Source organism: Virgibacillus alimentarius (assembly GCF_000709085.1).
Classification (GTDB): Bacteria; Bacillota; Bacilli; order Bacillales; family Amphibacillaceae; genus Virgibacillus_B; species Virgibacillus_B alimentarius.
Map to the genome: position 1 here is coordinate 1 of NZ_JFBD01000012.1, position 25640 is coordinate 25640.

Annotated in this window: 30 protein-coding genes and 1 pseudogene; 25 read left to right on the forward strand and 6 right to left on the reverse strand. The window is 35.4% G+C overall.

Annotation, left to right across the window (positions count from 1 at the left end):
* The 4 genes and pseudogenes from GZ63_RS16310 to GZ63_RS0102675 all read right to left on the reverse strand — a co-directional run.
* A pseudogene (locus GZ63_RS16310) lies at window positions 1-230 on the reverse strand (aldehyde dehydrogenase family protein); the annotation flags it as partial.
* Window positions 231-244: 14 nt separating this feature from the next.
* Window positions 245-1171, reverse strand: coding sequence for a ribonuclease Z (rnz, locus tag GZ63_RS0102665; protein WP_029266596.1), 927 nt, complete (start codon window positions 1169-1171; stop codon window positions 245-247).
* 24 nt (window positions 1172-1195) lie between these two features.
* Complete coding sequence (namA, locus tag GZ63_RS0102670; RefSeq protein ID WP_029266598.1) at window positions 1196-2215, reverse strand: NADPH dehydrogenase NamA; 1020 nt, start codon at window positions 2213-2215, stop codon at window positions 1196-1198.
* 22 nt (window positions 2216-2237) lie between these two features.
* Complete coding sequence (locus GZ63_RS0102675; RefSeq protein WP_029266600.1) at window positions 2238-2975, reverse strand: glycerophosphodiester phosphodiesterase; 738 nt, start codon at window positions 2973-2975, stop codon at window positions 2238-2240.
* 124 nt (window positions 2976-3099) lie between these two features.
* Here GZ63_RS0102675 and GZ63_RS0102680 point away from each other — a divergent pair, with 124 nt between their 5' ends.
* From GZ63_RS0102680 to GZ63_RS0102690, 3 genes are all read left to right on the forward strand, one after another.
* Window positions 3100-4065, forward strand: coding sequence for an MBL fold metallo-hydrolase (locus GZ63_RS0102680; protein ID WP_029266602.1), 966 nt, complete (start codon window positions 3100-3102; stop codon window positions 4063-4065).
* On the forward strand, window positions 4055-4849 hold the full coding sequence (locus GZ63_RS0102685; RefSeq protein WP_029266604.1) for an SDR family NAD(P)-dependent oxidoreductase: 795 nt from the start codon (window positions 4055-4057) through the stop codon (window positions 4847-4849). Before GZ63_RS0102680 ends, GZ63_RS0102685 begins: the two co-directional genes overlap by 11 nt.
* Before the next feature lie 268 nt (window positions 4850-5117).
* Entirely contained in the window at window positions 5118-6389 is a 1272-nt protein-coding gene (locus GZ63_RS0102690) for a Y-family DNA polymerase (protein WP_029266606.1), read from the forward strand.
* A 67-nt stretch (window positions 6390-6456) separates the two neighbouring features.
* Here the strand turns inward: GZ63_RS0102690 and GZ63_RS0102695 are convergent, their stop codons facing one another.
* Window positions 6457-7374: an aldo/keto reductase gene (locus GZ63_RS0102695; RefSeq protein WP_029266608.1), complete on the reverse strand. Its 918-nt coding sequence runs from the start codon at window positions 7372-7374 to the stop codon at window positions 6457-6459.
* Between the two features lie 135 nt (window positions 7375-7509).
* Between GZ63_RS0102695 and GZ63_RS0102700 the strand changes: the two genes are divergently transcribed.
* From GZ63_RS0102700 to GZ63_RS0102795, 20 genes are all read left to right on the forward strand, one after another.
* Window positions 7510-8064, forward strand: a complete 555-nt coding sequence (locus tag GZ63_RS0102700; RefSeq protein WP_029266610.1) for an NUDIX hydrolase — start codon at window positions 7510-7512, stop codon at window positions 8062-8064.
* Window positions 8058-9227 (forward strand): endonuclease Q family protein, encoded by a 1170-nt coding sequence (locus GZ63_RS0102705; RefSeq protein ID WP_029266612.1) that lies wholly within the window; start codon window positions 8058-8060, stop codon window positions 9225-9227. Before GZ63_RS0102700 ends, GZ63_RS0102705 begins: the two co-directional genes overlap by 7 nt.
* A gap of 113 nt (window positions 9228-9340) precedes the next feature.
* Entirely contained in the window at window positions 9341-9976 is a 636-nt protein-coding gene (spoIIM, locus tag GZ63_RS0102710) for a stage II sporulation protein M (protein ID WP_029266613.1), read from the forward strand.
* Window positions 9977-10090: 114 nt separating this feature from the next.
* Window positions 10091-10543 carry a ferric iron uptake transcriptional regulator gene (fur, locus tag GZ63_RS0102715; RefSeq protein WP_029266616.1) on the forward strand — a complete coding sequence of 151 codons (453 nt, stop codon included), beginning with the start codon at window positions 10091-10093 and terminating at the stop codon, window positions 10541-10543.
* A gap of 191 nt (window positions 10544-10734) precedes the next feature.
* The gene (locus GZ63_RS0102720) at window positions 10735-10941 is read left to right on the forward strand and encodes a YqzK family protein (protein ID WP_029266618.1); all 207 of its coding nucleotides are present in this window, start codon (window positions 10735-10737) and stop codon (window positions 10939-10941) included.
* Window positions 10942-10944: 3 nt separating this feature from the next.
* Complete coding sequence (xerD, locus tag GZ63_RS0102725; protein WP_029266620.1) at window positions 10945-11838, forward strand: site-specific tyrosine recombinase XerD; 894 nt, start codon at window positions 10945-10947, stop codon at window positions 11836-11838.
* Between the two features lie 100 nt (window positions 11839-11938).
* Complete coding sequence (deoB, locus tag GZ63_RS0102730; RefSeq protein WP_029266622.1) at window positions 11939-13117, forward strand: phosphopentomutase; 1179 nt, start codon at window positions 11939-11941, stop codon at window positions 13115-13117.
* Between the two features lie 16 nt (window positions 13118-13133).
* On the forward strand, window positions 13134-13955 hold the full coding sequence (locus GZ63_RS0102735; protein ID WP_029266624.1) for a purine-nucleoside phosphorylase: 822 nt from the start codon (window positions 13134-13136) through the stop codon (window positions 13953-13955).
* Between the two features lie 19 nt (window positions 13956-13974).
* The gene (locus tag GZ63_RS0102740) at window positions 13975-15282 is read left to right on the forward strand and encodes a pyrimidine-nucleoside phosphorylase (RefSeq protein ID WP_029266626.1); all 1308 of its coding nucleotides are present in this window, start codon (window positions 13975-13977) and stop codon (window positions 15280-15282) included.
* Window positions 15283-15432: 150 nt separating this feature from the next.
* Window positions 15433-16608 carry a D-alanyl-D-alanine carboxypeptidase family protein gene (locus GZ63_RS0102745; RefSeq protein ID WP_029266628.1) on the forward strand — a complete coding sequence of 392 codons (1176 nt, stop codon included), beginning with the start codon at window positions 15433-15435 and terminating at the stop codon, window positions 16606-16608.
* Window positions 16609-16714: 106 nt separating this feature from the next.
* Window positions 16715-17068, forward strand: a complete 354-nt coding sequence (gene spoIIAA / locus GZ63_RS0102750) for an anti-sigma F factor antagonist (protein ID WP_029266630.1) — start codon at window positions 16715-16717, stop codon at window positions 17066-17068.
* A complete protein-coding gene (spoIIAB, locus tag GZ63_RS0102755; protein WP_029266632.1) occupies window positions 17065-17505 on the forward strand; it encodes an anti-sigma F factor in 441 nt (146 codons plus the stop codon). Before spoIIAA ends, spoIIAB begins: the two co-directional genes overlap by 4 nt.
* An 8-nt stretch (window positions 17506-17513) precedes the next feature.
* The gene (gene sigF / locus GZ63_RS0102760) at window positions 17514-18266 is read left to right on the forward strand and encodes an RNA polymerase sporulation sigma factor SigF (RefSeq protein ID WP_029266634.1); all 753 of its coding nucleotides are present in this window, start codon (window positions 17514-17516) and stop codon (window positions 18264-18266) included.
* Window positions 18267-18394: 128 nt separating this feature from the next.
* Entirely contained in the window at window positions 18395-19012 is a 618-nt protein-coding gene (locus GZ63_RS0102765) for a stage V sporulation protein AA (protein ID WP_029266636.1), read from the forward strand.
* Window positions 18990-19418, forward strand: a complete 429-nt coding sequence (locus GZ63_RS0102770) for a stage V sporulation protein AB (protein ID WP_029266638.1) — start codon at window positions 18990-18992, stop codon at window positions 19416-19418. Before GZ63_RS0102765 ends, GZ63_RS0102770 begins: the two co-directional genes overlap by 23 nt.
* 19 nt (window positions 19419-19437) lie before the next feature.
* Window positions 19438-20916 carry a spore germination protein gene (locus GZ63_RS0102775; RefSeq protein ID WP_029266640.1) on the forward strand — a complete coding sequence of 493 codons (1479 nt, stop codon included), beginning with the start codon at window positions 19438-19440 and terminating at the stop codon, window positions 20914-20916.
* A gap of 75 nt (window positions 20917-20991) precedes the next feature.
* Complete coding sequence (gene lysA / locus GZ63_RS0102780) at window positions 20992-22299, forward strand: diaminopimelate decarboxylase (RefSeq protein ID WP_029266642.1); 1308 nt, start codon at window positions 20992-20994, stop codon at window positions 22297-22299.
* Window positions 22300-22379: 80 nt separating this feature from the next.
* Window positions 22380-22817 carry a peptidylprolyl isomerase gene (locus GZ63_RS0102785; RefSeq protein WP_029266644.1) on the forward strand — a complete coding sequence of 146 codons (438 nt, stop codon included), beginning with the start codon at window positions 22380-22382 and terminating at the stop codon, window positions 22815-22817.
* A 30-nt stretch (window positions 22818-22847) separates the two neighbouring features.
* The gene (locus GZ63_RS0102790) at window positions 22848-23306 is read left to right on the forward strand and encodes a hypothetical protein (protein WP_156947667.1); all 459 of its coding nucleotides are present in this window, start codon (window positions 22848-22850) and stop codon (window positions 23304-23306) included.
* A 180-nt stretch (window positions 23307-23486) separates the two neighbouring features.
* Entirely contained in the window at window positions 23487-23858 is a 372-nt protein-coding gene (locus GZ63_RS0102795; protein ID WP_029266648.1) for a GNAT family N-acetyltransferase, read from the forward strand.
* 52 nt (window positions 23859-23910) lie between these two features.
* Here GZ63_RS0102795 and GZ63_RS16315 read toward each other — a convergent pair whose 3' ends face one another.
* Window positions 23911-24000: a YjcZ family sporulation protein gene (locus GZ63_RS16315; protein ID WP_038220884.1), complete on the reverse strand. Its 90-nt coding sequence runs from the start codon at window positions 23998-24000 to the stop codon at window positions 23911-23913.
* 188 nt (window positions 24001-24188) lie between these two features.
* On the opposite strand from GZ63_RS16315, the gene GZ63_RS0102805 reads away from it, so the two are divergent.
* On the forward strand, window positions 24189-24920 hold the full coding sequence (locus GZ63_RS0102805; RefSeq protein ID WP_029266650.1) for a segregation/condensation protein A: 732 nt from the start codon (window positions 24189-24191) through the stop codon (window positions 24918-24920).
* 2 nt (window positions 24921-24922) lie between these two features.
* The gene (scpB, locus tag GZ63_RS0102810) at window positions 24923-25510 is read left to right on the forward strand and encodes an SMC-Scp complex subunit ScpB (protein WP_029266652.1); all 588 of its coding nucleotides are present in this window, start codon (window positions 24923-24925) and stop codon (window positions 25508-25510) included.
* The last annotated feature ends 130 nt before the right edge of the window (window positions 25511-25640 follow it).

Here is a 25640-nt window from a genome sequence, read left to right on the forward strand (position 1 = left end):
TTTTTAAGTACGAAGTCAATTTCGGTATAAAGAACACCTAATTCTGTGGTGAGTGTTTCATGTTCAGATTTATTTAAATCCTCTTTTAATGCATGATAAATATTCGTTTCATTTTCTTTCAACATTTCTTTTAATTTCTGCAGCTGATCCCTGCGAAAGGAATAAGATAAGGTATTCCCATTTGAAAAGTAAGCTCGCTGATTTGCAACTAAAACTTTGGTTTGTTCCATCTAAATCACTCTCCCTAATGTTCAGCCCGTACGACCATATGAGAAAAATCATTTGCAAGTTCAGTGTTTGAAAATATGGCCTTTGCTTCATTTAATAACAAGAGATTATCCTCATTCTGATAACGTGATGAAATATGTGTTAAAATTAGTTTTTTAACTGCAGCTTTCTTGGCTAAAACAGCTGCCTGTGTTGTTGTTGAATGAAAATATTGTTCTGCCAATGCTTTTTTTTCATGATCAAACGTCGCTTCATGTATAAGTACATCGGAATGTTTTACGAAATTTGCATGTTGTTCCGTAAACCGTGTATCCCCGAGAATCGAAAGAATCCTGCCTTTTTTTTCTTTACCTAGAAAATGATCTCGATAAAGCTTTTCTCCATTTGATAAAGTAATCATGTCATTTTCTTTAATTTGTTTGTAAATAGGCCCAGGTGGTATACCAATTGCTTTTAATTGATCAACTAATAATTCTCCGGGTTTATTTTTTTCCACGATGCGATATCCATAGCTAGGGATACCGTGATTTAATTTTTTGCAGTAAACTGTAAAATGTTCTTCATCAAAGAGCTGACCTTCTTTAATTTCTTTAATCGACAAAGGATAGGCAAGATGCGTTTGACTTACCTGAAGGCTCATTTCAATATACTCCTTTATCCCAGGTGGGCCATAAACAGTTAATAGATCGTTTCCACCTTGAAAGGAGCGGCTGCTGAGTAGACCCGGTAATCCAAATATATGATCCCCGTGCATATGCGTAATGAAAATTTTATTTATTTTTCTTGGTTTTATTGTTGTATGCAGTATTTGATGCTGCGTAGCTTCTCCGCAATCAAATAACCATATACTATTTAATTCTTGTAATAAGGTTAAAGCAACAGCTGATACATTCCTTTCCTTCGAAGGGACACCAGCACCGGTTCCGAGGAAAATTAATTCCATAAACACACACCTCCCTCGCTTTATCTACTTCCAGCCGCGTATATATTGTTTCGGTGCTTCAATCTGATATCTTATTTCCTCTGCAGCAACTCTCGCCCAGTATGGATTCCTGAGTAAAGTTCTCCCGATAAAAATAAGATCTGCACGTTCATTTTGTAATATTTCTTCCGCTTGAGGACCATTAATGATTAATCCAACTGCACCTGTAGCTATTGATGTTTTCTTTTTAATAGTCTCACAGCGTTTAACCTGATAGCCTGGGTAAGGCTTAATTGATATAGGAACAACGCCACCCGAACTGCAATCGATTAAATCCACTCCAAGCGCTTTTAATTGATTCGCAAAATACAAATAATCTTCTAGTGTATTTCCCGCTTCATGATATTCATCAGTGGAAAGTCGAATAAAAAGTGGCCTTTCACCCCATTCGGAATAAACTGCTGCAATGATTTCCCGCAAAAAGCGAAAACGATTTTCGCGATTACCTCCATATGCATCTGTCCGTTTATTGGTTAACGGGGATAAAAATTGACTGATTAAATAGCCATGTGCTCCGTGCAGTTCAATTATATCAAAATTTGCTTGTCTAGCTCTCCTTGCACCATTTTTAAATGCCTCAACTGTATTTTCAATATCTCCTGTAGTCATTTCAACAGGTGTTTTATATGATTCATCGAACGCCAAAGGGGAGGGAGCATATATATCTGAATCCACTTCCGCCTTTCTTCCAGCATGTGCAAGTTGAATTCCTGTCTTCGCCCCATATGTATGAATTTGCTCGTTAAGTTTTTTTAATCCTTCCACATGTCCATCATTCCAAATACCAAGGTCTTGAGGGGAAATTCTCCCTTCTGGCTGCACAGCTGTTGCCTCTGTAATAATTAGTCCAACTTGGCCAACAGCGCGCGAAACATAGTGCGTCATATGGAAAGGTGTTATTTTTCCATCTCTTTGTTCACATGAATACATACACATTGGTGACATAACGATGCGATTTTTAAGTGATACTCCTTTAAACTCAATCGTTGAAAAAAGCTTCCTCATCTAAATCCTCCTATCATAACCATTATTGCGACTGAACGAGATTTCGATACTTTAGCGCTTTATCAGGCACGTCCGTAAAGATCCCATCACATCCACTCATGTAACAGCGTATCATTCGCCTTCGTTTATTAACAGTATACACACGAATTGAAATATTTTCTTCTTTACATTGTTTAACGAGTTTTGGTCTCAGCAATGAATATTTAATATGTAGAGCATTTGCTCCTAATTCTTTTGCATATGGGATGATATTTTTATTACGCTTGGATGTTAACAACGCTATTTCCTTTGCTTGGTAAGAACTGCTCATACGTTTTATACTGTTCGGATTAAATGTAGACATAATGGTACGATCCAATAACTGATAATACGCAACCTGCTCATAAACAATAGATTCTAGATGCTCATAATCTATTTTATTATTTTTTAATTCGATATTTAAATATAAAGATTTCGATTGTATCCACTGCAAGAATTCTTCTAATGATAAAATAGATGCACCCGTAAACTTACTTGAAAACCATGATCCAGCGTCGAGCATTTTCAATTGATCCCATGTTAAATCTTTAACATAACCGGTTCCATCTGTTGTTCGCTTTAAATGCTCATCATGAATTAAAACAGGAACATGATCTTTTGTTAGTTGCACATCCGTTTCAATACCATCAGCGCCGAGCTCATATGCAAGTTTAAAGGCTTCCATTGTGTTTTCTGGGGCCTGTTTACTAGCACCTCGATGAGCAAAAACTTTGGTAAACATTGTCTCACCTCATGTTTGATTGTGTTTTAATTTCTAATAAAAGTCAATTTTTACTGACATTTATTAAGAAAAGAGTTAGAATATATATACTGAATAATGATTCATTTTTTGGAGGTTTTCATCTATGAAAATTTTAGATAAAGCGATTCATCAACTAACCATTCCCACCCCTTTTGCAGTGGGAGATGTGCATATGTACCTTATTAAAGGGGACGTATTATCCTTAGTTGATGCGGGGGTAAAAACGAAGGAAGCATGGGAAACATTGCAATCACAATTAAAAGATTTAGGTTATTACCCCAATGATATTGAACAAATTATTTTAACGCATCATCACCCTGACCATATAGGCTTAATTGAACAATTTCCACGAGCCCAGCATATTATTGCTCATAAAAATGTAGATCCATGGATCATAAGAAATGAGCAATTTTTCAAGCACCATGAACACTTTTTCAAGAAATTCTTTAACGCATGTGGAATCCCCAGCCATTTTGACAATGTTTTAAAAGAGATGCGAAAATCATTACAATATGCTGGTGCAGGAAAGGTGACTAAAGCAATAAATGAAGGGGATCTGCTTCCAGGTCATAAAGACTGGAAAGTTATTGAAACAAAAGGGCATGCACAAAGTCATTTATCTTTTTTTAGAAAAAATGATGGTACTTTTATTGGCGGTGATCATTTATTACACCATATATCATCAAATCCAATATTAGAACCGCCGTATGCTGGTGAAACAGAGCGCACTAAGCCTTTATTGCAGTACCGGGATAATCTAAAAAAATGTCTCTCTCTTGGAATTAAAACAGTACTTCCAGGTCATGGTAAATCTTTTTCAGATGTTGAAGCTTTAATTCCAGCTCGATTACAAAGTCAAGAGCAGCGAGCAAACAAAGTACATTCGCTATTACGAACAGAAGGAATCTTAACACCATTTCAAATATGTCAACATCTCTTTCCAAAACATTATGTAACCCAACTTGATTTAACAATGTCTGAAACAATAGGCCAGCTTGACTTCCTTGAACAACAAAATAAAGTAGATCAATTGGTAGAAGATGGTGTACACTTCTATCGTGCAAAATAGACTAATAAACAAAAAAGTAATCGTGACTGGGGCTTCAAGTGGGATTGGAAAAGAATTGGTATGGCATATTGCCCGCTGCGGCGGCATACCAATAATGCTTGCCCGCTCAATTGAGCAATTAAACAATCAACGACAAATGCTGAAGCAATCCTTCGGAATAATAGGCTACGTCTATCAAGTTGACTTACAAAATAATGAAGAACGAGAAAGAACAATAGAACAAATACTAAAAGAACATGAACAAATCCATGGATTAATTAACAATGCTGGAGCAGGTATATTTGAATTTGTAAAAGATACGAAGCAAGAAGATATTGATCGGATGTTTCAGTTAAACCTATTCGCGCTCATCCATCTGACAAAACGTTTCCTTCTCCATTTTTCATATTACCAAAGCGGGCATATTGTAAATGTAGCTTCTCAAGCCGGGAAAATAGCCACACCTAAGTCTGCTGTTTATGCTTCAACAAAACACGCTGTCTTAGGGTTTACAAATGCGCTTCGCTTAGAAGTTAAAAAAGAAGGTATATCCGTAACGGCAGTTAACCTTGGCCCCGTTCGTACAAATTTTTTTACTGCGGCAGATCCAGATGGTATCTACCAAAAAAATGTTGGACGCTTGATGCTGGAACCTGATGATGTAGCACAAAAAATAATTCGTCATTTATTTACGAACAAAAGGGAAATCAATTTGCCGAGCTGGATGGAAATAGGAAGCAAATTATACCGTATTTTCCCAAGAACAGCAGAACGTTTATTAAAGAGGCAATTTAACAAAAAATAAATAAACGAGGATACGTAATATTTTGACCGTTATAAAATACTAAAGTTTAACAAAAATACACAGCTTGATGATTAATTTTAAAATTATTAACCATCAAGCTTATTTGTCATGTCCAAATTCCCAATAAAAATAGTATTAAATTTTGTCGCTAGCACTATTGACTTTATATAGTTAGTCTCATTTGTATTCCATTTTCATGCAACTGGAAGATTTTACCCTGGATAAAGAACAAATATTCGCATATGATAGGGGGAAGGGAGGTAACGGGATGCACCCTCAAATTGATTCCAGGACTTTAAAGAACAAAAACATTTTATGTGTTGATATGAAAAGTTTTTATGCTAGTTGTGCAGCGCTTGCTAGGGGATTGGATCCACTAACAACCCGTCTTGCGGTTGTAGCTGACTTAAACCGGCGTGGAAGTGTTGTATTGGCAGCAACCCCAGCATTAAAGCGGGATTTTGGTATTCGTACTGGAAGCAGACTTTTTGAAATACCTGATCATGAAACCATTATAAAAGTATCCGCACAAATGAATTTATATTTGGAAGTTTCTACGGAAGTCACACGCTTGTTTAATAAATATGTACCAAAAGAAGCGATCCACACGTACAGTATTGATGAAAGTTTCCTAGAAGTAGATGGTACAAATAAGCTTTGGGGAAGTGCTGAAAAGGTAGCTGTACTTATTTTATCAGAACTAAAAGATACATTTGGGCTTACTGCAGCAATTGGTATTGGACCGAATATGCTAATCGCAAAGTTATGTCTTGATTTAGAAGCGAAAAAATTAGGGATTGCCCGCTGGGATTACGAAGATATCCCTAAAAAATTATGGCCTATTTCTCCATTATCACAAATGTGGGGAATCGGATCGCGTTTAGAGAAAAGATTAAATCGCATGGGGATTACGACAATTGGACAACTTGCTAATTATTCTTTAAAGCGTCTAGAGAAAACATTTGGTGTGATGGGAAATCAATTATATTATCATGCAAACGGCATTGATTTGTCAGAACTTGGAGCTCCCATTTTACACGGGCAGATCAGTTACGGGAAAAGTCAAATTTTACTCCGTGATTATCATCAGCCAAAAGATATTGCCTGCGTTATCCTCGAAATGTGTGAGGAGGTTGGAAAAAGAGCGCGTTCTGATCATAAAGCCGGAAGAACAATCCATCTTGGAATAGGCTATAGCAAAAATGAAGGCGGGGGAGGGTTTCATCGCTCCATCACACTTGAAAATCCAACTAATATTACCATGGAAATTTTTCATGCTTGCATGCATTTATTCCATACGTTTTACACGCAAAAAACCGTCCGAAAAATTTCTATTTCGTTAGCAACTATTTGTTCAGACGAATATATTCAGTTAAGCCTATTTGAAAAGAACCGCACAGTTAAACGGAAACTCGGTTATGTAATGGATACGATTCGTGATAAATATGGAAAAGATGCCTTACTGCATGCTGTTTCTTACACAGAGGCAGGAACTGCTCTTAAGCGCAGTAAACTCGTTGGCGGTCATTATGCAAAATAGTGAATTGCTTTTCATAACACATCAAAGCAAAAAAATATAGAGCTATACGAAGACAGCTCTATACGATTTATCGATGATTCTTGTATTGAATTGGTTTGGTAATTTCTTGGATGGCTGCATATGTTTCATTTGTCAGTATGTTAGAGGGATTGTAAAGCGTATTTTCTTCAACTTGTTCCATGGAACTGGCACCAAAAACAGCAGTTGCAACTGCTGGGTGTTTAAGCACATACTTAAGAGCAAGTTCATTCATAGATGAATTTTGATGTAAGTCTGAAAGCTGATGATATATTGTATCAAGTTCATCATACTTATAATCTAAAAATCCATCTTTTCCTTTTATTTCGATCTGCTTATCTCCTTTGTTACTTAACATCCCTTTAGCAAGAGGACCCCTGGCAAGCACACGAATGTTGTTTTCATGTAATAAATCTAAAATCTCTTCCTCTGGTCGCCGGTCAAGCATATTATATTGCATCATAACTCCGTCAATGGAAGAATATTCGACATATTCGCGAATCACATTTGGACGGATCGATGATATTCCATAAGAACGAATAAGACCTTCTTGCTTCAATTCATCAAATGCTTCGATGGACTCACTAATCGGATCATCGATCGTTCCACCGTGCAGCATATAAAAATCAATGTAATCGGTTTGTAAGCGAGATAAGCTATCCTTTACCCCCTGTTTAATATGCTTTTTCGAAGGATCCCAAAACCAATCTTGATTCTCCTTATTAAAATGGTTTCCAACCTTGGTCGTTAGAATGATTTTATCGCGTTTATCTTTAATAGCTTGACCAACTATTTCTTCATTTTGTCCAAAATCATACAAATCTGCTGTATCAAGATGATTAATACCGACATCAAGCGCTTTATCAATAATTTTCTTCGCTTCTCGAGAATTTGTTCCAATAGACATGCAACCAAGTGTTAATTCCGATATATAAATGTCAGACTTTCCCAATTGGTTTCTATTCATAATATAGCCTCCGTTCTATTTTCATACACCTATTGTAAAAATTGTTATTTCAAAATACAACTGTTTCACAACGAAGACATGCTGAAACTATGTTAAAATAGATAATAATAGAATGTGAAATTAAAGGGGATCGCAATGAAAAAATTTGAAGAGAAAACAATAAAAACAAAGGAAATATACAATGGAAAGATTGTCAAACTGCAAGTAGATGACGTTACATTACCAAATGGAAAAATGTCAAAACGGGAATTAATTAAACACCCAGGTGCGGTAGCAATTATTCCCATTACAAAAGACAATAAAATTGTGTTTGTAGAACAATACCGGAAACCTTTAGAAAAATCACTTATTGAAATTCCCGCTGGCAAATTAGAAACAGGGGAAAAACCGGAAATAACTGCAATACGTGAATTAGAAGAGGAAACAGGATATACAACAAATCAACTTTCATTTGTCACCTCGTTTTATACTTCACCGGGATTTGCTGATGAACTGATGTATATTTATATTACCGATCAGCTGGAGGAGCTTAAGCATCCCGTTGCTGGCGATGATGACGAATTTGTAGAAACTTTAGAATTAACATTGGAAGAAGCAAAACAATATGTAGAAGAAGAACGTATACATGATGCAAAAACCAATTATGCTATTCTTTATTTACACGCACTGGAAAGGGTTCAATCATGCTAAATTCTTATTTTGCCGACATGCATATTCATATCGGAAGAGATATGTATAATAAACCAGTAAAAATTACAGGAGCAAAAAGTTTAACCCTTACAAATATTTTAAAAGAAGCCAGCCGAAATAAAGGAATTCATATGATCGGGGTGATAGACAGCCATGCTCCAGCAATCCAACAGGAAATAAAAAATCTGATAAAAGCTAATGATGCAGAGGAGCTTCCTGGAGGAGGAATTCGCTTTGAGCAAGTTACACTTTTATTAGGATCAGAAATCGAAGTTTATGACAACTTATGTCAAGGACCCGTTCACGTGCTATGCTACTTTCCAACGCTAGATAAAATTGAAAAATTCTCAGAATGGCTAACAACTAAAATGAAAAATATTACGCTTAGCTCGCAGCGCTTTTATGGAACAGGCAAAGAATTGCAATATAAAGTAAAAGAACTTTCCGGTATTTTTATACCTGCCCATGTTTTTACGCCTTTTAAAAGCTTATATGGAAAAGGTGTTAAAAAATCATTAAAAGAGGTGTTTGATCCTGATTTAATTGATGGGATTGAAATGGGATTGAGTTCCGATTCGACAATGGCTGATCAAATTAAAGAGTTGCATGACTATACGTATCTTTCTAATTCTGATGCCCACTCATTAGCAAAAATAGCTCGTGAATATCAGGAATTTGCTATGCAAGAGCCTTCCTTTACAGAATTCTACTGGGCTTTACATCAAGTAAATGGAAGAGAAATTATCCGCAATTTTGGAATGAATCCAAAGCTCGGTAAATACTATACAACCGTTTGTAGTAATTGTTTAGAACCTCTAACAACAGTAGAAAAACAATGTCCTTTCTGTGGCTCAACTAAAATAATCAAGGGAGTTTATGACCGAATTCGGGAATTGTCAGAGCCTAGTGCTGATAAACGAAAAAGACCCCCTTATTTGTATCAAGTACCATTAGAGTATTTACCAAAGCTAGGACCAAAAACATTTAAAAAATTATTAGATCAATTCCAAACGGAAATGAATATCATACACAACGTAAAATTAGAAGACTTGAAAGAAATAATCCCGGAAAAACTAGCAAATGCAATCATTCAAATGAGAGAAGGAAAAATACAAATTAAAGCAGGCGGGGGAGGAAAATATGGGAGTATTACTTCCTCATAAAATATTTTTTGAGAAAGAAAACTTTTAAATTTGGTATTTTTACATGGAATCCTTCATAGTTTTTAACTAGATAGGAAAATGCAAATTAAACATTCCTTGAACGGAGGATTCCAATGTATACAAAAAAAGCACTTGCAATCAATCATGTAAAAGAACACGCAACCATCTATATTTTTATGGTTATCCTATTTTTAACAGGAATTATTTTTGGGGCCATTATTGTTAATAGCATGAATTTCGTCCAGAAGCAGGATTTATTTTTTTATCTAGAACGGTTCTTTGGACAAGTATCTGATAACCAGCATATTGAAAATAAAGAAATATTAAAAGATAGTTTTTTTTATCATGCTAAATATTTATTACTTTTATTTATTCTAGGCTTGTCTGTGATTGGACTACCGGTTGTGTGGATTTTGTTGTTTTTAAAAGGTTTGGTGGTAGGCTTTTCCGTTGGATTTATCGTCAATCAACTTGGGTTAAAAGGGTTGCTGTTAGCATCTATATCCATAGCTCCACAGAATTTTTTAATTATACCTATTTATATCATAGCAGGCAGTTTATCAATGATATTTTCCTTAACTTTAATGAAAAAGTTATTTACTCGTAAACTAACCAATTCTGTTTTTCAACCTTTTGGGCAATATATAACGGTTTTTATGTTATTATTAGTATTCGCATTGTTAGCTGCGCTTCTAGAAGCATTTGTCGCAAATGAAGCAATGTCATCTTTAATTAAATCCCTTTATTAATGATAATAATTATTATATAATAATTATTATATAAATCTTTTAATAATAATTATACTTTGACAGCTGTTTGCAGGCCACCTATAATAAAGATGGGATATGAGGGAGGGATGTACCATGGAATACCGGATTGACAGCATTAAAAAACAACTTCATGCACAGAGTTACAAATTAACGCCACAAAGGGAAGCAACAGTAAAGGTTTTATTAGAAAGGGAAGATGACCATTTAAGTGCAGAGGAAGTTTATTTGCTTGTGAAGGAGAAAGCGCCTGAAATTGGTTTAGCTACTGTTTATCGTACATTGGAATTATTATCAGGATTAAAAATTGTTGACAAAATAAACTTCGGTGACGGTGTGACCCGTTACGATCTTCGTAAAGAGGGAGCGGAACACTTCCATCACCATCTGGTATGTATTGAATGCGGCTCTGTTGAAGAAATTGTTGATGATTTACTAGTTGATGTTGAGAAAATCGTCGAAAATGAATGGGGTTTTCAAGTAAAGGATCATCGTTTAACGTTTCATGGTATTTGTAAGCAATGTCAAACAGCTACAGTTAAAACATAATTGATTACTGGTGCCTTTTTTCCACTGAAAAAAGGCTTTATCATTTTATATGAAAGCATTATCATATTTTATCTTCAAACAGGATTAGGACAAACTTTTATTTTTGAAAATAGTTTTATAGTTCTATGTATAATGTTATTCTTTTTTGGCATATCTTTTAATAAAAGACTGGATAAAAGGGGATATGCTGTATGAAACGCCTAATATGGGATGCAGGTAAAGTGTTTATTATATTCATAGCATGCACATTCTTATTTTACTTTGGCTTACGTGTGATGCATACAGAATATGAACAATTTCATCGGTACGATGAACCTGAAGGACCTGCTGTTAAGGTTTTTAATACTGAAGATAGCATTGTTGATCGGTTACATTTATTTTTTCGATTAGGAGAGTAAAAAATGCTTACATATGCCTTTAATGACTTTTTTCACTATTTACAAATCGAACGGGGATTATCGGATAACACATTAGCTTCTTATAAAAGGGATTTAAAACGTTATATGCAATATATTATGAAAGTTATCCAAAAAAATACATGGGATGCTGTAAACCGAAGCGATATTATGGGGTTTTTATACATGTTAAAAGATGATGGCAAATCTTCCGCTACAATTGCCAGAGCGATTTCATCCATTCGTTTATTTCATCAATTTTTAATCCGCGAGCAACTTGTTAAACAAGACGCCAGCATACATATTGAAACACCAAAAAAAGAGAAAAAATTGCCTGATGTGCTGTCACAAAAAAATGTGGAAGCTTTACTTACAATTGATGGGGTAACTCCTTTAGAACGGCGTAATAAAGCTATGCTTGAAGTACTTTATGCTACAGGTTTGCGTGTAACTGAATTACTTACATTAGAAACTAGTGATCTCCATTTAACTATGGGGTTTGTTCGATGTGTCGGTAAAGGGGAAAAAGAAAGAATCGTTCCATTAGGAAATGTTGCTAAAGAGGCAGTGGAGACATATCTAAATCACGCAAGAAGTCACTTAGTAAAACGTAATAATAATGAAAAAATTTTATTTGTTAACCAGCATGGAAGGCCACTAACTCGGCAAGGATTTTGGAAAATACTTAAATCAATCGCACAGAACGCAGGGATTAAACAAAAAATAACTCCACATACACTTAGGCATTCATTTGCTACACATTTAATAGAAAATGGTGCAGATTTACGGGCGGTACAGGAAATGTTAGGTCATGCGGATATTTCTACTACTCAAATTTATACCCATGTCACAAAAGCAAGATTAAAAGAAACGTACCAGACATACCATCCTCGTGCATAATTTTCTTCCAAGCCAGTTGTCTGACATCCTACAACGTAGCAACAGCTTAAACATATTATGAAGAATTATTGGGAATAGATTATATGAGGAGGTAGAAGTAATGTGTAAATTTAATCGCATTTTTTTAATTGTAATGGATTCAGTAGGAATTGGTGAAGCACCTGATGCTCACAAGTTTAATGATAAAGGTGCAGATACACTGGGGCATATAGCTGAACATATGGGGGGTCTAAATATGCCTCATTTAGGTGAACTGGGATTAAGCAATATTAAAGAAATAAAAGGAGTAGACAAAGCGTCAACGCCAAAAGCACACTACACTAAAATGCAAGAAGCATCTAATGGTAAAGATACGATGACAGGACACTGGGAATTGATGGGTTTAAATATCAAACAGCCATTTCGCACATTTCCCGATGGCTTTCCTTCTGAATTAATCAATGAATTAGAGAGGAAAACCGGAAGAAAAATAATTGGAAATAAACCTGCATCTGGCACTGTAATCATAGAAGAGCTTGGAGAAGAACATATACAGACAGGAGCATTAATTGTATATACTTCTGCAGATTCTGTTTTACAAATTGCTGCACATGAGGACATTGTCCCCATTGAAGAACAGTACCGGATTTGTGAGATCGCTCGTGAGTTAACCTTAGATGAAAAATATATGGTAGGACGCGTTATTGCCCGGCCCTTCGTAGGAAAACCAGGAGCCTTTAAACGCACATCAAATCGGCATGACTATGCGTTAAAACCTTTTGGACGAACTGTAATGAATGAATTAAAAGATTCAAACTATGATGTCATTGCGCTAGGAAAAATCTCCGATATTTATGATGGCGAAGGAGTTACAGAAGCCATTCGAACGGATGATAATGAAGATGGAATGACAAAACTCATTACTTCAATGGATAAAGCATTTAAAGGTTTAAATTTCTTAAATCTGGTTGATTTCGATGCTAAGTACGGACATCGCCGTGATCCTAAAGGGTATGGAACTGCATTAGAATCTTTTGACGCAAAACTTCCAGAAGTACTAAGCCGCTTAAAAGATGACGATTTACTAATCATTACCGCAGATCATGGAAACGATCCGATTCACCATGGAACAGACCACACTCGGGAATATGTTCCATTGCTTATCTATCATACACAAATGAAGGGCGGGCAAGAACTGCCAATCAGACAAACATTTGCTGATGTAGGTGCTACCATTGCGGAAAACTTCCAAATTAAGATGCCTGATTACGGTATGAGCTTTTTACAGGATATAGATTAAAGAGAGGATGTATTAGTTGAATACAGCAGCGATAAAAGAAGCAAGTAATTTTATAAAAACGAAAATAGAGAAGTCACCAAGCCTTGGCTTAATTCTTGGATCAGGACTAGGTGTATTAGGTGATGAGATTGAAAACCCTATTAAAATTCCTTATAAAGAAATACCCCATTTTCCAGAATCAACGGTATCTGGTCATAAAGGACAATTAGTAGTTGGCACACTAAAAGGTAAGGAAGTTATTGCTATGCAAGGTCGTTTTCATTATTATGAGGGATACTCCATGCAGCAAGTAACATTTCCAGTACGGGTGATGAAATACTTAGGAATTGACTCTCTTATCGTAACAAATGCTGCAGGAGGAATAAATGTCAATTTTTCACCTGGTGATTTAATGATCATCAATGATCATATGAACAATATGGGGAATAATCCCTTAATTGGTCCAAATGACGAAACGTTAGGAGTCCGTTTTCCTGATATGTCAGAAGCCTACGACAGGGCGTATATTCAACATGCAGACTCCTGTGCCAAAGAAATAGGTTTATCTGTCCAACACGGGGTATATGTAGGGAATACAGGCCCAACTTACGAAACACCTACAGAAGTTAAAATGCTTCGTACACTAGGTGGAGATGCAGTAGGAATGTCAACTGTACCTGAAGTAATAGTAGCGGCGCATGCCGGTTTACGTGTACTAGGAATCTCTTGTATTTCCAACATGGCAGCAGGTATATTAGATCAACCTTTAACACACCATGAGGTTATTGAAACAACAGAAAAAGTAAGAGAAGATTTTTTGCAATTTATTAAAACAGTTATTAATACATTACCTCAATAAACAGGGGAGGATCGGAAGAATGAGAATGTATGATATCATCGAAAAAAAACGTAATGGCCATGTACTCACTAAAAAAGAAATAGAGTATTTTATTAATGGGTATACGAACGGAGAAATTCCTGACTATCAAGTTAGTGCATTATTAATGGCTATCTACTTCCAAGACATGACTAATGATGAACGTGCAGCGCTTACCATGGCAATGGTAAATTCAGGTGATAAAATCGACCTTGCTCCAATCAAAGGAATTAAAGCCGATAAACATTCTACAGGCGGAGTCGGAGATACAACAACATTAATTTTAGCTCCTTTAGTAGCATCATTAGATGTACCTGTAGCAAAGATGAGCGGACGCGGACTTGGCCACACCGGGGGTACACTGGATAAACTAGAATCTGTACCAGGTTTCCATGTAGAAATAACAAATAAAGCATTTATTGATCTCGTTAATAAGAATAAAATTGCCATTGTTGGACAATCTGGTAATTTAACGCCTGCAGATAAGAAAATATATAGTCTTCGGGATGTCACCGCAACTGTAAATTCGATTCCCCTAATAGCAAGTTCAATTATGAGCAAAAAAATAGCATCAGGTTCAGATGCAATCGTTTTAGATGTAAAAACCGGTGCTGGCGCTTTTATGAAAGACTTAGATGATGCTAAAAATTTAGCAGATGCTATGGTTTCTATTGGAAATCATGTTGGGAGGAAGACAATGGCTGTCATTTCTGATATGAGTCAGCCACTTGGTAATGCAATAGGAAACGCATTAGAAATAGAGGAAGCAATTCGGACACTTTCAGGTAAGGGGCCAAAAGATTTAACAGAACTATGCTTAACTTTAGGTAGTCAAATGGTAGTTTTAGCTAATAAAGCAGATAATATTGAAAGTGCAAGAAAACGTTTGGAAGAAAATCTCACAAATGGAAAAGCCTTTGAAAAGTTTAAAGTTTTCCTAAAATCACAAGGCGGAGATGCACGAGTGGCCGATAACCCTGATTTACTAAACAAAGCAAAGTATAAAATAGACCTGCCAGCCCAACAATCTGGTACAGTTGCAAAACTAATTGCTGACGATATTGGTTCAGCAGCAATGATGCTCGGTGCAGGAAGAGCAACAAAAGATTCAGTCATTGACCTTGCAGTCGGTATTGTACTTCATAAAAAAATCGGCGATGACGTAAAAGAAGGAGAATCTTTATTAACAATACATGCAAACCAGGAAAAAATAGAACATGTAAAAGAAAAGTTATATGCAAGCATTGATATATCACATACACCAGTAAAAGCGCCTCCCCTCATTTATGATACAATTACAAACATGTAAATAGAAACTCCCTTTAAAAGGCATACAAATTTTTGTGTGCTTTTTTTAATTCAGTATAAAAACTCTCTCAATAGAAATGTTACGAGTTATAAAAAAAGCAAAACATGTCAATCCTAGATGTATATTATATTGACTTGTGGAGGTAAAAGGATGAAAAAGTATATCTTAATGAGCAGCTTAATGTTTACCTTGCTTTTTGCGACAACGTTTTCTGTTGATGGGGAAGAGAAAAAACAAAAGGAGTCACTCAGTCTTGCGAAGGACGCCAAATCTGCCATTCTCATTGAACAAGACACTGGAAAAGTGATGTTTAACAAAAACGAACATGAGAAATTACCCCCTGCAAGTATGACGAAAGTTATGACATTGCTTTTAATTATGGAGGCAATAGATAAGGGGGAATTAAAAAAAGATGAAATGATTCGTATAAGTGAGCGAGCGGCTTCAATGGGTGGCTCTCAAATATTTTTAGAGGCTGGAGAAGAAATGTCTGTCAACGATTTGCTAAAAGGAATAGCTATTGCATCCGGAAATGATGCTAGTGTTGCATTAGCCGAAAGATTAGCAGGCAGTGAAGAAGAATTTGTGAAAAAAATGAATGAAAAAGTAAAAGAATTGAATCTAAAAAATACCCACTTTCAAAACACAAGTGGTTTACCTGCAAAAAAACATTATAGCACATCCTATGACATGGCGATCATCGCAAAAGAATTACTGAAATATGAATCAATAACAGATTATACTTCCATTTACGAAGATTATTTAAGAAAAGGGAAAGAAAATGAATTTTGGCTTGTAAATACAAATAAATTAGTAAAATCCTATCCTAGTGTAGATGGATTAAAAACTGGTTACACAAATGAAGCAAAGTATTGTCTGACTGCAACTGCCAAAAAGGATGATATGCGAATTATCGCTGTTGCTATGGGGGCTGAGACAACGAAGAAGCGAAATAACGCAATTTCAGAAATGTTGGATTATGCTTATAATCACTTTGAAACTGAAAAATTGTATGAAAAAGGAAAAACAATCACAACGATTAAAGATATAAAGGCTGAAAATAAAAATATCGATATTGTGACATCTGATTCAGTTAGTACCCTTCATAGGAAAGGACAATCCAAAGAAAACATTACTACATCTACTGTACTTAATGATGAGATAAATTTACCTATGAAAAAAGGGGATCAGGCAGGTACATTGATTGTCAAGAAAGGTGATAAAGTTTTATCAGAAACACCATTGGTAGTTAATCAGGAAGTGAAACCAGCTTCCTATCTGACATTGTTAAAACGATCCATGCAAAGCATGGCGAAAAATCGCTAAAAATTGTTCTTTTAAGCGAACTACTTCTTCTTTTGTCATAAAGCAGGAATCGACCCCAACATTCAAGAAAGTGTACCTACGAAGATTTTCTAAAGGAGGAAATGAAATGGGTCTTACAGCAATGTTTGATGTAAAAGAAGATGTACTAATTGTAAGATTATCAGGTGAACTTGACCACCATGAAGCAGAATTGCTGCGGGAGAAATGGAAGGACATGATGTATACCAATTCCATCAAACACGTCATTTTAAATCTTGAATCTGTAACCTTTATGGACAGTTCAGGACTTGGTGTTGTACTAGGGAGGTACAAAGAAGTATTACAACTAGGAGGAGAGATGGTTGTTTGCTCAGTCACACCTCCGATTGAACGTTTATTTGAAATGTCTGGCTTATTTAAAATCGTTCGTTTAGAAGATAACGAAGAATTTGCGTTAACAACGCTGGGGGTGGCATCATGAAAAATAAAATGAGCGTAGAATTTTCAAGTGTCAGTGTGAATGAATCTTTTGCAAGGGTAACTGTAGGATCATTCATTGCGCAGTTAGATCCTACAATGGATGAACTTACTGAAATCAAAACAGTTGTCTCAGAAGCAGTAACAAACGCTATTATTCATGGCTATAATAATGAACCAAATCACCTTATTTCTATTGATTGCTCTCTCCGAGATGGCGAAGTCGAACTAACCATTAGGGATAAGGGCATAGGAATTGGTGATGTAGAAGAAGCAAGGCAGCCACTTTACACTTCAAAACCAGAATTAGAGAGGTCTGGCATGGGGTTTACGATTATTGAAAATTTCATGGATTCAGTTGAGGTCACATCAAAAACCGGAGAAGGAACTACTGTTCGGATGACAAAACAATTATCGAAAAGTAAAACGGTTTGTAACTAGGGATGTCTATGGATGTTAATGTAAAGCAAGATAAACGTAAGGTCACCTTAACTGATGGGCAAGTAAAAGAATACATTCATAAAAGTCAACAAGGAGATAAAGAAGCAAGAGATTTATTGGTTGAAAATAATGTTCGACTTGTATGGTCAGTGGTTCAGCGTTTTATCAATAGGGGATACGAGCCGGATGATTTATTCCAAATTGGAAGCATCGGGTTAATGAAATCGATCGATAAATTTGACTTATCCTATGATGTTCGTTTTTCTACGTATGCTGTCCCTATGATTATTGGTGAAATCCAGCGTTTTATTCGAGATGATGGAAGTATAAAAGTAAGTAGATCCTTAAAAGAGACTGCAAATAAAGTACGCCGAAAAAAGGATGAATTAACAAAACAATACGGAAGGTCTCCAACGGTTCTAGAAATAGCGGATGCATTAAATATTACGCCTGAAGAAGTTGTTCATGCCCAAGAAGCTGCGAAATCTCCGCATTCGATTCACGAAACTGTATTTGAAAATGATGGAGATCCAATTACTTTATTAGATCAAATAGCAGATGAAAATACAAACTGGTTTGACAAAATAACATTACAAGAAGCAATAAGAGAATTGAACGAGCGAGAACGTTTAATTGTCTTCTTGCGGTACTATAAAGATCAAACACAGTCAGAAGTAGCAGAACGTCTAGGGATCTCTCAAGTTCAGGTCTCACGGTTAGAAAAGAAAATCTTGCAGGACATGAAAATAAAAATGGGGTAGTAAAACATAAATCGCATATTAGAAATAAAAAATCATCACAGATGTGATGATTTTTTATTTTGTTGTGATAATAAATCCGCTTTTAACCAATACTAATTCATACCGTATTGGTAAAGGGTGATCATTCTGTGACAACAATTGTTTATTTACGCATGAAAAAAAATATAGAATTGTCCTATTTAAAAGCTGTCAAGCTGAAAGATATTGCCTTAGTGGCTACATCTGAGGATGTAAAAAAAACATTAGAGAATACATCCATTTATCAGATTTCAAAAAAAGATAACAACATTGTAGTAATTGATAGCTTTTTAGTAATTAAACACCTTAATAAAATGCATCCAGATTTGGAGTTTCAGCTCGTTGGACCTACCCAAACTATTATTCGGATAAATAAAAATAATAAAGCTCCATCTGTTTTAAAAGTAGCTTTTGTATGGTTACTCCTATTTATAGGTACTGCAATGACTATCATGAATTTTCATTATGATGTCAGCATGCAAGAGGTACAGCAAAAAATACATTACTTATTTACAGGTGAACAAAATGAATTTCCTTTATGGATTCAAATCCCATATTCATTTGGGTTGGGAATGGGGATGTTGTTATTCTTCAATCATTGGTTTAAAAAAAGGTTTAACGAGGAGCCAAGCCCTCTTGAAGTAGAACTGTTTAATTATCAACAAGACCTCGATCACTATATCCATCACCATGAAAATCGATTAAATGATAACCAGCATCATCATTAATATTGCCGAATTAATTATTGGATTAGCAGGAGGTCTTGCTGTTGGAGGTGGTTTTGTCGCCTTTATAACACTTTTGGGGATTATACCGAGACTCGTTCAAATAAGTAAAGCAGATAAATTCATCCATGCTTTTGGTACATGTGTTCTGGCAGGTTCTATACTTGGAACTTATTTGTCATTTACAGATATTACTTGGAATTTATCCACCATTATTTTACTGATTTGGGGAGGGTTCCATGGTGTATTTAACGGAATGCTCGCTGCAGCGTTAACCGAAGTATTAAACGTTTTTCCCGTACTTACAAAAAGAATAGGTGTACAGCGATATTTGTTATGGTTGCTTATGGCAATTGTCTTCGGAAAAATTTTCGGGTCATTATTTCAGTGGTTGATATTTGTTAAGTAACAAGGAAGGGGTGCAACTAATGGGAGGTAGTAAGAGGAAAACACATATTTCTTCTAATATAAAAGATGTCCAAGCTTATATGAAAGAGCGTGTTGGTGTTGGTATATCTTATGACCTAGAGTTTAGGGAACTCGTTTTATTAAAAAGAAAAGTTCAACTTTACTTTTTAAATGGTCAGGTAAGTGATCTTGTAGCTATCGAAATCATTAAAAAACTTGTTTCTATTAATGATGAGGAATCTAATCAAAAGAAACTTTTTGAAATTGTTGAGAATCGATTGGCAAACTTATCTGTAGAACATACCAATACAATGGATGAGGCAGTGAATCAAATGCTGTCTGGTCTTATTATTGTCTTTGTGGATGGCGAAAAAAAAGCTTTTATTGTAGATGTAAGGGATTATCCTGGAAGACAGCCGGAAGAACCAGACACAGAAAGGGTTATCAGAGGATCTAGAGATGGTTTTACTGAAAATGTGATTATTAATACTGCATTAACTAGGAGAAGAATTCGTGATGCACGACTACGTCATGAAATGTTAAGTGTAGGTGAACGATCTAAAACGGATGTATGTCTTTGTTACATTAAAGATATTGCCAATGATGAGATGATAGAATTAACAAAGGATAAAATTAGATCTATTGAAATTGACGGTATTACAATGGCAGATAAGGCGTTGGAAGAGTTCATTATAGAAAATAAATGGAATCCTTTTCCATTGGTTCGATATACAGAAAGACCTGATGTTGCCGCAAATCACCTTTTTGAAGGGCATCTTTTACTTATTGTGGATACATCACCAAGCGTCATTATTTTACCAACAACATATTTTGACCATTTAGAACATGCTGAGGAGTATAGGCAATCACCCGCGGTTGGTACATTTATTAGATGGTCACGTTTGTTAGCCGTGTTCGCATCTTTATTTCTTTTGCCATTATGGCTCTTGTTTTCAATGGAACCGACACTGCTCCCTAAAACCTTATCCTTTATTGGGCCAAATGAAGAAGGGACTATCCCGGTCGCAGTACAAATCATTCTGGCAGTACTTGGTGTTGAATTTGTACGTATGGCCGCTGTCCACACCCCCACACCACTTGCTACTGCTCTTGGATTAATTGCGGCAGTGGTAATAGGGCAAATCGCGATTGATGTGGGTATGTTTAGTCCCGAAGTAATTTTATATATTGCAATCAGTACAATAGGGGTATACGTAACACCCAGTTATGAATTAAGTGTAGCTAATAAGCTGCTGAAATTACTACTAATCATCATAACAGCCCTTTTTGGTGTGCCAGGCTTTTTGATCGGGTTATTATTAAGCACCCTATTTTTAGTCAATATGAATTCACTAAGAACTCCTTACCTATGGCCTTTTATTCCATTTAATGCAGGAGCAATGCTAAAATTTATTTTTCGAATTCCTGTACCATTTTCCGAAGGAAGACCAAGCATTGTCTATCCAAAGGATACAATAAGTCAAGAGGTAAAAAATTAACCTTTATTCCTTTTGTTTATCACTTCAATATGTTAAAGTATTTTTAATCCATACGGATGAACGGGGGAAACAGAAATGATTGTAGATAACCATCCATTTCAAGTAAACGAAAGTGGTAATTTAGAAATAGGCGGAGTGGATACAATAGCTTTAGCAAAAAAATATGGGACACCGTTATATGTCTATGACGTATCTATTATCCGTGATAATTGCAGAGCTTTTACAGAGACATTTAAAAACATGGGAATAGAAGGGAAAGTAGCTTATGCAAGTAAAGCTTTTTCTTCTATCGCCATGCTCCAGGTAATCAATCAGGAGGGATTGTGCTTAGACGTCGTATCAGAAGGAGAATTGTATACTGCGTTACAAGCAAATTTTCCAACAGAAAAAATTCATCTGCATGGCAATAATAAAAGTGAGCAAGAAATTAAAATGGCAATTGAAAATGATATTGGGTGTATTGTTGTAGATAATTTTTTTGAAATTGAACTGATTGATAAACTGTTGCACAGATATAATAAAAAAATTGATGTTTTAATACGGGTAACTCCTGGAATCAAGTCCAATACACATCATTATATTATGACTGGAAATGAGGATTCAAAATTTGGATTTAATTTGCATAACGGGCAGGCGGAAAAAGCCTTTCAATTGTTGCACAACCATGAATTAATACGCTTCAGGGGGTTACATTGTCATATCGGTTCACAATTATTTGAAACCGACGGCCACTTGAGTGCAATTGATATGTTGTATAAAAGTATTTCAAATTGGAATTCTGTATACGGGTATACACCTGATGTTATCAATGTTGGTGGAGGGTTTGGCATACGTTACACAGCTGAGGAATCACCATTACCATTGCATTTATATGTTGAAGAAATAATTACTGCAGTTCAACATCATGCTGAAATATCACGCATGCCTATGCCAGAAATTTGGCTTGAGCCCGGGCGATCTATAGCAGGTAATGCAGGAATAACATTATATACGATAGGATCAACAAAGCATATTCCTGGTGTACGTGATTATATATCTGTGGATGGCGGAATGACAGATAATTTAAGACCTGCTTTATATCAGGCAAAATACGAAGCAATCTTAGCAAATAAAGCTGCTCAGCCAACGTCTGAAACAGTTTCCGTAGCAGGGAAGTGCTGTGAATCCGGCGATATGCTGATTTGGGACTTATCACTTCCTAACGTCGAACACGGCGACATTCTAGCTATCTTTTCAACAGGAGCTTATGGATATTCGATGGCAAGTCATTATAATCGTTTTCCTAAGGCCGCAGTGGTTTTTGCAGAGCAAGGGCAAGATAAACTAGTTGTCCAAAGAGAGTCCTATAAAGACGTTGTCAAAAATGACTTGTCTTATACTTAAGCATCTTCTTTGCTAAATGAAGATAAAATGATAAAATTAACAAAGGTTTAAAACCACCATGTATAAAAGGGGAGATATGAATGACTAAAAAAGGATATATTGTAATGGAAGATGATAGTAAAATTGAATTTGAACTTTATCCAAATGAAGCACCAAATACAGTAGCGAATTTTGAAAAACTAGCAAATGACAATTTTTATGATGGATTAACTTTTCATAGAGTAATTGACGGTTTTGTTAGTCAAGGTGGTTGTCCCGTTGGAAATGGTACCGGTTCAGCAGGGTATACTATAAAATGTGAAACAGAAGGAAACCCACATAGACATGTTGAGGGGTCATTGTCTATGGCACATGCTGGTAAAGACACAGGAAGCTGCCAATTTTTTATTGTGCACGAAGCACAACCCCATCTTGATGGAGTACACACTGTTTTTGGACAAGTTACATCAGGTATTGAACATGCCAAAAGCATGAAAAATGGGGATACGATGAAAGAATTGAGAGTTTTTTCTGATTAATTGTTAGCTGAAATCTTCGTAGAGATTTATATGGATATTTACTTATTATTATTTCTTGTGTTTGTTGTTGCACCTATTAGCATGGTCATCCATGAAAGCGGCCATCTTATTGGAGCAAAAACAATGCGAGCTGATCACATTACCTTATCCATAGGTCTTGGAAAAATGATTGGTTCTTTGTCGTTTAAAAAAATTCACATAAAATTTCATACAGTTTTTTTTCTAGGCGGCTTATTAAAGAGCGAAAGAACCCCAACATATAAACCCTTGGAAATTATTTGGGTCACCATTTGTGGATTATTAAGCAGCGGCTTATTTACAATTCTTTTCTATCTTTTATATAACATATATACAAATTACTATATCCAGTTACTTTTTTTATTTAACGGATGGCTTTTTATTGTAAATACTATTCCTTTCAAAATAAAGGGAAAACAGTCAGATGGATATATGATTTATAAAATAATTTTGCAAATCATTCAAAAATAACATTGCAGTATAAACAGTAAAGATTATGTTCATCCTTTTAAGAAAATTGCGTTTCATTTTTAAAAAAGATTAGTAATTTGACAAACTGAAGATATTCAGGCATAAATATATATATAATTTACTATTTGTCTTGCTTTCTATTTCACACAATTTAAAGATATCTTTTAATGAGGGGTCTCTATGTTAATTCGTTATAAAAAAAACTTAGAAAAAATTGCAATGGGATTACTATCTTTTATGCCAGAAGAAAAAGATGTAAAAAAATTGCAACAGACAATAAAACAATATGAAACAAAATCCGATTGGCATCTTTATCTCTGGAAAGACGATGATGTTTTAGGTGCAATTGGATTACGAATAGAAAATGATATAAATGCAGTTATCCAACATATTTCAGTCAATCCTTCCTATCGAAATTTGGGGATTGGTAAGAAAATGGTGAATGAAGTGGAAAAGCTTTATCAAGAAAAGTTTGCTGTATGTGCAGACGATGGCTTGCAGCAGTTCTATAGTAAATGTGATAAAGACGAAACAGAAAACGACAACAATTAAAACAGACCAGCCCTATGGTAAAAGGGCTGGATTTTTATCTTTCATTATATTTTTATAACCAAGCTGCACCAACGATAATGAGAAGTATGAATAGAACTACGATTAGCGCGAATCCACCGCCATATCCATATGAAGCACCCATAATGAAATTCCTCCTTTTGTTCATAAAATGATAAATTGTTTTGATGAACATTTATCTTACAGTAATAACCTATGAAGCCATTAACGATGGTGTATAGGCGTTTATGCCAAGAGGTACCAACTTTTCTTTCTAAAGTCGATATTATTATAATTCATATGTGTCGGTCATCAGAGAGAGGGGGGGGAAAGATGAATCAAACATATCAAGTTAAATTAAATGCATTTGAAGGTCCACTTGATTTATTATTACACCTGATTAACCAATACGAAATCGATATCTATGACATTCCTGTTGCAACAATTACTGAACAGTATATGCATTATATTCATACGATGAAACGCCTAGAATTAAACATTGCTAGTGAATATCTTGTTATGGCTGCAACATTATTGGAAATCAAGAGCCAAATGCTGCTTCCAAAACAAGAAATAGTTGATGAACCTGATGAGTATATGGAAGATCCCAGAGAAGAGTTGATGCAAAGGTTAATTGAATATCGTAAATACAAACAAGCTGCCGAACAATTTAAAGATAAAGAACAAACAAACCAAATATTCACAAGACCACCAGTTGAAATCGATCACGATGACGTACCACAACCTATCGTTAAAGGGGATATATCGATCTATGATATGCTCCATGCCCTAGACAAAGTATTTCAACGCAAAAAGTGGAATGAACCGAAAGAAACGAAAATTAAACGGGCAGAAATTTCAATTGAGGAACGGATGAAGGACGTATTACAAATAGTATATGATTCAGAGACAGGTGTTGCTTTTGATAAACTATTTACATATCATACAAGGTCCAATATAGTTGTCACTTTTTTAGCATTATTAGAACTGATGAAAAATAATCAAGTGTTTTGCATGCAGGAACAACATTTTAATGACTTGTACGTGTTTCAAATGGAGGATTAGCTGTGGAAAGTAATGAATTAAAAGCTGTTGTAGAAGCTCTGCTCTTTGCAAGCGGAGATACAGGTGTTACAACAAAACAATTAGCACAAATACTAAAAATACCAGATAGCAACGCTGAACTTTTGTTAGAAGAATTAAAATTTGATTATGAACAGTCAAATCGCGGAATGATGATCATACAATCTAAGCAGGTTTACCATTTGACTACCAGACCTGAACATAGCAGCTATTTAAAGATGTTATTAGCGATGCCTCAGTCAACAAGAATGTCCCAGGCCGCTTTGGAAACACTTGCAATTATTGCTTATAAACAACCGATAACAAGAACAGAAATTGATGAAATCAGGGGAGTACAAAGTGATCGACCCGTTCAAACACTTATCGCTAGATCACTAATTGAAGAAATGGGGAGACGGGATACTGTCGGTAAGCCAATTTTGTTTGGAACAAGTAAAGAATTCCTAACTTATTTTGGCTTAACATCCTTAGAAGAACTACCTCCATTATCTGAAAATGTTGATATGGAGGAACTTGAACAGGAAGCTGATTTATTCTTTAATCAACTCCATCCTCCAGATAAAGAGCAGTAAGTCGTGAGGAATATTGCATATTAAAAAACCTGGCATTAAATATAAATTTTATTTAATGCCAGGTTTTTTTATTGTTTGTACAATAAGGTGTTCACTTGAAAATGCGAAATAATTAATATTTTAATTCATA